At 68.9% G+C, this 6,147-nt stretch carries 9 protein-coding genes; 5 read left to right on the top strand and 4 right to left on the bottom strand.

From position 1 onward, the window contains the following. Positions 1–78: 78 nt before the first annotated feature. Positions 79–834, top strand: coding sequence for a TerC family protein (locus tag JMF90_RS19900; protein WP_201316803.1), 756 nt, complete (start codon positions 79–81; stop codon positions 832–834). Positions 835–924: 90 nt separating this feature from the next. Further along, complete coding sequence (locus tag JMF90_RS19905) at positions 925–1,227, top strand: zf-TFIIB domain-containing protein (protein WP_201316804.1); 303 nt, start codon at positions 925–927, stop codon at positions 1,225–1,227. 112 nt (positions 1,228–1,339) lie between these two features. Here the strand turns inward: JMF90_RS19905 and JMF90_RS19910 are convergent, their stop codons facing one another. Beyond that, positions 1,340–1,750 (bottom strand): Hsp20/alpha crystallin family protein, encoded by a 411-nt coding sequence (locus JMF90_RS19910; RefSeq protein WP_201316805.1) that lies wholly within the window; start codon positions 1,748–1,750, stop codon positions 1,340–1,342. A 16-nt stretch (positions 1,751–1,766) separates the two neighbouring features. After that, positions 1,767–2,207 (bottom strand): Hsp20/alpha crystallin family protein, encoded by a 441-nt coding sequence (locus JMF90_RS19915; RefSeq protein ID WP_011545059.1) that lies wholly within the window; start codon positions 2,205–2,207, stop codon positions 1,767–1,769. Between the two features lie 246 nt (positions 2,208–2,453). Here JMF90_RS19915 and JMF90_RS19920 point away from each other — a divergent pair, with 246 nt between their 5' ends. After that, positions 2,454–3,371 carry a 3-hydroxyacyl-CoA dehydrogenase NAD-binding domain-containing protein gene (locus JMF90_RS19920; RefSeq protein WP_201316806.1) on the top strand — a complete coding sequence of 306 codons (918 nt, stop codon included), beginning with the start codon at positions 2,454–2,456 and terminating at the stop codon, positions 3,369–3,371. Between the two features lie 33 nt (positions 3,372–3,404). Here JMF90_RS19920 and JMF90_RS19925 read toward each other — a convergent pair whose 3' ends face one another. Together JMF90_RS19925 and JMF90_RS19930 are read right to left on the bottom strand one after the other, a co-directional pair. Then, positions 3,405–3,686 carry a DUF4148 domain-containing protein gene (locus JMF90_RS19925; RefSeq protein WP_006476367.1) on the bottom strand — a complete coding sequence of 94 codons (282 nt, stop codon included), beginning with the start codon at positions 3,684–3,686 and terminating at the stop codon, positions 3,405–3,407. A 161-nt stretch (positions 3,687–3,847) separates the two neighbouring features. Further along, positions 3,848–4,696 (bottom strand): LysR substrate-binding domain-containing protein, encoded by an 849-nt coding sequence (locus JMF90_RS19930; RefSeq protein ID WP_012328224.1) that lies wholly within the window; start codon positions 4,694–4,696, stop codon positions 3,848–3,850. 329 nt (positions 4,697–5,025) lie between these two features. Between JMF90_RS19930 and madL the strand changes: the two genes are divergently transcribed. Together madL and madM are read left to right on the top strand one after the other, a co-directional pair. Further along, the gene (gene madL, locus JMF90_RS19935) at positions 5,026–5,421 is read left to right on the top strand and encodes a malonate transporter subunit MadL (protein ID WP_006485307.1); all 396 of its coding nucleotides are present in this window, start codon (positions 5,026–5,028) and stop codon (positions 5,419–5,421) included. Between the two features lie 11 nt (positions 5,422–5,432). Beyond that, positions 5,433–6,147, top strand: a 715-nt coding sequence (gene madM, locus JMF90_RS19940; RefSeq protein WP_201325344.1) for a malonate transporter subunit MadM, incomplete at its 3' end; no start/stop codon positions are given.

The raw sequence follows: 6,147 nt of genomic DNA on the forward strand, positions 1-6,147 counted from the left end.
AAGTCAGATTCTCTCTGATTTTTGCGAAGTTCGGGGCGTCATATCATCAGGCTTTCCACTTTCGTATCGGCCCCGCCCATGGACTACCTGCTGACGCTTGCCACCGACCCCGCCGTCTGGGCCGCGCTCCTGACGCTCGTCGTGATGGAAGTCGTGCTCGGCATCGACAACCTGATCTTCATCTCGATCCTCAGCAACAAGCTGCCCGAAGCGCAGCGCGCCCGCACGCAGCGCCTCGGCATCGCGCTCGCGCTGGTGATGCGCCTCGCGCTGCTCGGCAGCGTCGCGTGGATCGCGAGCCTGACCGAACCCGTGTTCACGCTGTTCGACCATGCGTTCTCGTGGCGCGACATGATCCTGCTGTCGGGCGGTCTGTTCCTCGTGTGGAAGGCGACCACCGAGATTCATCACCACGTGTCGCACGACGGCGACGGCGCGGGTGGGGCCGCCGGCGCGGCCGGCCTGACGGTGTGGGCCGCGATCGGCCAGATCGTGATGCTCGACATCGTGTTCTCGATCGACAGCATCGTGACCGCGATCGGCATGACCGAGCACGTTCCGATCATGTTCGTCGCGGTGATCGTCGCCGTGAGCGTGATGCTGTTCGCCGCGCAGCCGCTCGCACGCTTCATCGACCGCAACCCGACGATCGTGATGCTCGCGCTGTCGTTCCTGGTCGTGATCGGCATGACGCTGATCGCCGAAGGGTTCGGTTCGCACGTGCCGAAGGGGTACATCTACGCGGCGATGGCGTTCTCGGCGTTCGTCGAGGGCATGAACATGCTGGCGCGGCGGGCCAAGGCGAAGCGGGCGGCGCAGGTGACGCGCGACTGAGCGGGCGGGCGTGATACCGGCCGCTGTGGCGGCCGGCTCGCGCACCTCATATGGAATCCGGATGAAATTCGCACGGAAAGGAGAAACGCGATGAAATGCCCTGTCTGCAAGACACCCGACCTGCTGATGGCCGAGCGCCAGTCGATCGAGATCGACTACTGCCCGACCTGCCGCGGCGTATGGCTCGATCGCGGCGAACTCGACAAGCTGATCGCCCGCGAAACTGGTGACGCGCCGGCGCGACGCGACACGGCGCCAGTGCAGCACGATGCGCACGCGCCGCGCGGCCGCGACGACGGCTGGGGGCGCGACGGCCGCTCGCACGACGAGCGTGACCGGCGCGACGGCCGGCGTCGCAAGAAGTCGGTGTTCGACCTGTTCGATTTCGATTGAAGCGGCAGTCCGCGTGCCTGAATGCGCGCGGCCCGATGCAAAAAAGCCCCGCCCGGCATCGCGCCGGAGCGGGGCTTTTTCATGCGCGTCACGTCAGGACGCGCGTCGACGCTCACGCATTGCCGGCCGTCACGTCGATGCGGCGCGGGCGTGTTTCCTCGCGGCGCGGGATCGTCAGCGTCAGCACGCCGTCGTGCAGGTTCGCGTCGATCCGCGACGTGTCGAGGTCGGCGCTCAGCACGAACGACCGTGCATAGCGCGTCGAACGGATTTCCGCGTGCCGCACGCGCAGGTCGGCCGCCGTGTCGAACTGCGTCGCGGCTTCGATCGTCAGCGTGTTGTCGTGCACCTTCACGTCGAGATTCTCGCGCGGCACGCCGGGCAGGTCGGCGCGCAGCGTGACGCCGTGTTGATCCTCGACGATGTCGACGGACGGGGTGATCGCGGGCCGGCGCGCGGCTTCCGCGGCGGCCGGGTGAACGGGGGTGGTTTGGCGTTCGGCCAGGGTCGGGTTCGTGTTCATGTCGGTATCCTGAAGGTTACTGAATGGTGATCGCACGCGGCTTCGAGGCCTCGCGCCGGCCGACGCGAATCAGCAGGCAGCCGTTTTCGTAGCGGGCGCTGACCTGGTCGGGGTCCGCATCGCGCGGCAGTTCGACCACGCGGCGGAATGCGCCGTGAAAGCGCTCCTGTGCATAGGTGCGCACGTCGTCGCCTTCGGTGCGCGGCGCCGGTTTGCGCTCGCCGCTGATCGTCAGCAGATCCTTGTCGATCGATACGTCGAAGTCGGCCGCGGCCATGCCGGGTGCGAACGCGACGATCTCGATCGCGTCGTCGGTCGCGCCGACGTTGAGGGCGGGAAACGCGCCGGCGCGCCCCGCACGGATGCCCGACGGGCGTTCGCCGAGCAGGCTCGCCATCTGCCGCTGCACGCGGGCGAATTCGTCGAACAGATCGTTGCCGAAATGGATACCGCTCATGTTGGTCCTCCTGAACAGGGAACGCGGGAGACGTGACCGCGCGTCGCCTGCGGCGGGCGCGACGGGTGGCTCCACTGGGTCGATACGGGGGCGGTGCGTGGCATGCGGCACTGCCCGACGACGCTTAATTAGTGGCCGTCGCCGCGCATTTCAAGAGGGAATCTGCAGTCCGCGTCGACGCCTGCGCGCGGGATTCGATGCGACAATCGCCGCGGCATATCCGCAGACCAACCACACGGGACAACCATGGACATTCGACGTATCGCGATCGTCGGCGCCGGCGTGATCGGCGCAAGCTGGGCCGCTTTCTACCTGACGCAGGGCTTCGACGTCGTCGCGACCGACCCGGCCCCGCAGGCCGATGCACGGCTGCGCGACGCGCTCGCCGCATTCCTCGGCGAGCGGGCCGCCGAGCTTTCCGCGCGGCTGTCGTTCGACGCCGATCCCGTGCGCGCGCTCGACGGCGTCGATTTCGTGCAGGAGAACGGCCCCGAGCGACTCGACCTGAAGCGTGCGCTCTATCGCCAGATGGACGACGTGCTGCCCGCGCACGTGCCGATCGCGTCGAGCTCGTCGGGCCTGAAGATGTCCGAGATCCAGACGGCCTGCGCGAAGCATCCGGAACGCTGCCTGATCGCGCATCCGTTCAATCCGCCGCACCTGATCCCGCTCGTCGAGCTGGTCGGGGGCGACGCGACCAGCCAGGACGTGATCGCGCGCGTGAAGCAGTTCTACGATGCGCTCGGCAAGCAGACGATCGTGCTGAACAAGGAGATGACCGGCCACGTCGCGAACCGGCTTGCGGCCGCGCTGTTCCGCGAGGTGTATCACCTGGTCGGCGAAGGCGTCGTGAGCGTCGCCGATGCGGACAAGGCCGTCGCGTGGGGGCCGGGCCTGCGCTGGGGGCTGATGGGGCAGTGCCTGACCTATCACCTCGGCGGCGGCGCGGGCGGGATCGCGCACTTCCTCGAACACCTGTCGGGGCCGATCACGAGCTGGTGGGACGACCTCGGCACGCCGTCGTTCGATCCGGAGGTCGATCGCAAGCTGACCGACGAGCTGCGCACGATCCAGGGCGAGCGCTCGATGCAGGCACTGGCAGCGGAGCGCGATCGGCTGCTCGTCGAACTGATCGACGCACGACGCCGCAGCTTCCTGCCCTGATCCTGATCCGGTCGCGCGCAGTGGCGCCACCGGTCATTGCTGCGACGTCGCCTGGCTGGCGGGCGGCACGTGGGCCAGCCAGGCCGGGCTCGCGGCCTGCACGAGTTCGCGGTTGCGTGCGCGGGTCGCGGCGTTCGGCGGATAGTTGCCGTCGTTGGTCGGCAGTTCGCCGTCGAGATAGGCCTGCTTGAGCTGGTCGATGACTTCCGCGCGCGTCAGGCCCTGCGCGGGGGCCGACGCGTCGGTCTGGGCAAAGGCGGGGGACAGCAGCGCGGCTGCGGCGGTCGCGACGGCGAATCGCAGGACGTTTTTCATGGCGGGCTCCGATCAAGGGGACGGGGTACCGGACGCGCGCGGCGATGCGCGGTGCGTTCGGATGGGTCCCATTGTCGCGAGCGGGTGCTGCGCGGACGATGACGCGTTGCGGGCAAAGCTGTCAGGTGCGGGCGCGTCCGCGTGACTTGAGCGCGGTGCCGTTACAACTCGGCCGCCGCCGTGATCAGCGTGGCTTCCAGCGCGAGCGTGGAGCGCGACGCGGCCGCCGGGCGATCGATCACGTATTCGAGTTCGCCGAGTTCCGGCAGCCCTGCGTCGAGCCGCGCGAGCCCGGCCGGGATCACGTAGCCGGCGAACGCGCTGACGCCGAGCCCCGCGCTCGCGGCCGCCCGCAGCACCGCGATGCTGCTGCTCACGACGGCGATCCGGTAAGGGCGCCCGACGGCTTCGAGCGATTCGAGCACGCGGCGGCGCGACACGCTCGGCTCCGGATGCATCGCGAGCGGCAGCACGGCCTCGTGGCCGGTGATCCGCGAATCGGGGCCGGTGCACCAGTACAGCGGTTCGCTGCGGATCACGCGGCCGCGCCGGCTGCCGGCGATGCGTTTCGCGAACACGAGATCGTGCCGGCCTTCGTCGAGCGCGTCGAACAGGTCGCCCGACAGCCCGGTCGAGATCGCGAGCTCGACGTCCGGGTTGCGCTGCACGAAGCTCGCGAGCGCGGCCGTCAGGTGCGCCGACGCGAAATCCTCCGACATTGCGAGCCGCACCTTGCCCGACAGCGGCGGCCCGCAGACCGACGTGACGGCCTCGTCCATCAGTTCGAGGATGCGCACCGCGTAGCGGAACAGCGCGTCGCCGTGCTGCGACAGGTGCACGTTGCGCGTGTCGCGCTCGAACAGCGGCCGGTCGAGCAGCTCCTCGAGGCGGCGGATATGCTGGCTGACGGTCGATTGCGACAGGTTCACGCGCTCGGACGCGGCGGTGAAGCTGCCGGACTGGGCGACGGCGACGAAGCTGCGCAGCAGTTCGGGCGGTAACGGACGCATTGCTAAATCCACTGAATCGGTTTCGACAACTTCATAAATGGCCGGATTATGCGGCGCTAGTATCGGATCACGCGCCAGTGCGGCCTCCGCCAACGAGGGGCACCGGACGCGTAGCCCGTGTCGCGCCGCCGGCTGCATCGGTCAGTCTAAGCCATCCGGCGTCCGGCCCGAATCCGCATCATCCCATCGACCCCGAGAACGTGCTCGCACGACGAGCCGCCGGGCCGCGGCGCCCCGCCGCAGGAGACAGACAGTCCGCCCGGGATCGGCGTGCGGGCCTGACTCCCGCATGCGTCAGGCGCCCGTCACGAAGAGACTGGAGACGACTCATGATCATCTACGGAACCGCGCTGCTGGCGTTCTGCCACCTGGCCGGACTGTTCCTCGGCGACCTGCTCGGCAGCGCGATCGGCGTGAAGACCAACGTCGGCGGCGTCGGCATCGCGATGCTGCTGCTGATCTGCCTGCGCCTGTGGCTGCACCGGCGCGGCTGGCTGCCGAAGGAGACCGAGGCGGGCGTCGGTTTCTGGGGCGCGATGTACATCCCGGTCGTCGTCGCGATGGCCGCGAACCAGAACGTCGTCGCCGCGCTCAAGGGCGGGCCGGTCGCGCTGCTGGCCGCCGTCGGCGCGGTCGCGATCTGCGCATGCTGCATTGCGGTACTCGCGCGCACGGGGCGCGACGACACGGCCTTCGCGGGCGTGCCGCAATTCGAAGAACAATAACGGAGGCCGCCATGCTGCAGATGCTCGAAAAAACCGTCGCCCACAACGGGCTCGTCGCGTCGTTCGCGCTGGTCGGCCTGATCATGTGGCTGTCGTCGATCGCGTCGCGCAAGCTCACGTTCGGCCGCGTGCACGGCTCGGCGATCGCGATCGTCATCGGTCTCGTGCTCGCCTACGTCGGCGGCGCATTCACCGGCGGCGAGAAGGGGCTGGCCGACGTCAAGCTGTTCGCCGGTATCGGCCTGATGGGCGGCGCGATGCTGCGCGATTTCGCGATCGTCGCGACCGCGTTCGAAGTACAGCCGACCGAGGCGCGCAAGGCCGGGCTCGTCGGTATCGTGTCGCTGCTGCTCGGCACCGTGCTGCCGTTCATCGTCGGCGCGTGCGTCGCGCGCGCGTTCGGCTACACCGACGCGGTCAGCATGACGACGATCGGCGCGGGCGCCGTCACCTATATCGTCGGGCCCGTCACCGGCGCGGCGATCGGTGCGAGCTCCGACGTGATCGCGCTCAGCATCGCGACCGGGCTCGTGAAGGCGATCATCGTGATGGTCGGCACGCCGGTCGCGGCCAATTTCATGGGCCTGAAAACGCCGCGCTCCGCGATGATCTTCGGCGGGCTGGCCGGCACCGTCAGCGGCGTGAGCGCGGGCCTTGCCGCGACCGATCGCCGGCTCGTGCCGTACGGTGCGCTGGTCGCGACGTTCCATACCGGCGTCGGCTGCC

The sequence above is a fragment of the Burkholderia sp. E168m23 genome, assembly GCF_016586125.1.
Taxonomy (GTDB): domain Bacteria; phylum Pseudomonadota; class Gammaproteobacteria; order Burkholderiales; family Burkholderiaceae; genus Burkholderia; species Burkholderia orbicola.